This is a genomic window from Streptomyces prasinopilosus, assembly GCF_001419695.1.
GTDB classification, from domain to species: domain Bacteria; phylum Actinomycetota; class Actinomycetes; order Streptomycetales; family Streptomycetaceae; genus Streptomyces; species Streptomyces prasinopilosus.
This window is the reverse complement of sequence record NZ_LIRG01000828.1, coordinates 1-2,124: the sequence shown is the minus strand read 5'-3', so window position 1 is coordinate 2,124 and position 2,124 is coordinate 1. Positions and strand designations below refer to the sequence as shown.

Sequence of the window (2,124 nt, the reverse complement as noted above, 5' to 3'; positions counted from 1 at the left end):
GGCCGCCCGTGCCTGGGCCCCGCTCGCGCCCCTGTTGTCGGCGGCCGTGCCCGACGCGGTCGAGCTCGCCGACGAGGAGGTCACCGAGCTCCTCGGGGAGGGCGCGAGGGCGCTCGCGGCCGCGGGCGTCGACGTGCACTGGCCCAGGGGGCTGGTCCGCGGGCTGACCACCCGCGCGGAGATCGGCCCCGCCGACGACGGGCACCCGCCCGGCCGGGCCGGGTCCAAGGACTCCTCCCCGCAGCCGTCCTTCCTGTCGGCCGACGCGCTGCTCGCCTTCGACTGGTCGTTCGCCGTGGGCGACCGGACCCTCACCCGTGCGGAGCTGGACCGGCTGGCGGAGACCAAACGCCCCGTCGTGCGGCTGCGTGACCAGTGGGTCCTGATCGACCCGCGGGAGGTGCTTCGCGCCCGCGCGCGCCGGAGCCGCGCGGTCACGCCCGTCGACGCGCTCGGCGCGGCCCTGACCGGCTCGGTGGAGGTGGACGGCCACCGGTTCGAGGTGCGCCCCACCGGCCGGCTGGCGGCCCTGCGGGACCGGCTGGCGGAGCCCGGGTCCCAGGAGCCCGTCCCGCAGCCCGAGGCCCTCGCCGCCACGCTGCGGGACTACCAGCGGCGCGGGCTGAACTGGCTGGTCCACATGACGTCCGCGGGCCTGGGCTGCTGTCTCGCCGACGACATGGGCCTGGGCAAGACGGTCACCCTGATCGCCCTGCACCTGCACCGGCAGTCCGATCCCGCGTCCGCCGGGCCCACCCTCGTGGTCTGCCCGACCTCCCTGATGGGCAACTGGCAGCGGGAGATCGAACGCTTCGCGCCGGGCACCCCGGTGCGCCGCTTCCACGGGGCGCGCCGCTCGCTGGACGGTGTGGCCGACGGCGAGTTCGTGCTCACCACGTACGGCACCATGCGGCTGGACGCCTCCCGGCTCGCCGGCGTGTCCTGGGGAATGGTCGTCGCCGACGAGGCGCAGCACGTGAAGAATCCGTACGCGGCGACGGCCCGGCAGCTGCGGTCCATCGGCGCACGGGCGCGCGTGGCGCTCACCGGCACGCCGGTGGAGAACAACCTCTCGGAGCTGTGGGCCGTCCTCGACTGGACGACGCCCGGTCTGCTGGGCCGGCTCGGCACCTTCCGCAGGCGGTACGCGGACGCCGTGGAGAGCGGGACGGACCCCGCCGCGGCGGAGCGGCTGGCCCGGCTGGTGGGGCCGTTCCTGCTGCGCCGCCGCAAGTCGGACCCGGGGATCGCGCCCGAGCTGCCGCCGAAGACGGAGACCGACCACGCGGTGGCGCTCACGCAGGAGCAGGCGGCGCTGTACGAGGCCGTGGTCCGCGAGGCCCTGGCCGAGATCTCCGGCACCTCCGGCGGCCCGGGGGCCGACGGCATGGCGCGGCGGGGGATGATCGTGAAGCTGCTGACCGGGCTGAAGCAGATCTGCAACCATCCGGCGCAGTTCCTCAAGGAGGAGCGGCCTGTGCTCGCGGGACGGTCGGGGAAGCTCGAACTGCTCGACGAACTCCTCGACACGGTGCTCGCCGAACGGAGCCGTGTGCTGGTCTTCACGCAGTACGTGCGGATGGCGCGGCTGCTGGAGCGGCACCTCGCCGCGCGGGGCGTGCCGTCGCAGTTCCTGCACGGCGGCACACCGGTCGCCGCGCGCGAGGCGATGGTGCGGCGCTTCCAGGACGGCGAGGTCCCGGTCTTCCTGCTGTCGCTCAAGGCGGCGGGCACCGGACTGAACCTGACCCGCGCCGAGCACGTCGTGCACTACGACCGCTGGTGGAATCCCGCCGTGGAGGCGCAGGCCACGGACCGCGCGTACCGCATCGGCCAGACCCGGCCGGTGCAGGTGCACCGGCTGATCGCCGAGGGCACGATCGAGGACCGCATCGCCGCTCTGCTGGTCCGCAAGCGGGAGCTGGCGGACGCGGTGCTCGGTTCCGGTGAGGCGGCGCTCACGGAGCTGACGGACGCGGAACTGGCGGATCTGGTGGCACTGCGGGGAGAGCCGCGATGACCGGGTACGAGGCGGACGGGACGGAAGGGGAAGGTCCGGATGAGTGGTACGAACCTGAGGGAGTCTCCGTGAGGGGACCCGGCCCGGACGGGGCCGGCCCGCTC

General features: G+C 74.8%; 1 protein-coding gene. It reads left to right on the top strand.

From position 1 onward, the window contains the following. Positions 1-2,020: DEAD/DEAH box helicase (locus AOK18_RS27150; protein ID WP_055696045.1), on the top strand; the 2,020-nt coding region annotated here is incomplete at its 5' end. Positions 2,021-2,124: the final 104 nt, after the last annotated feature.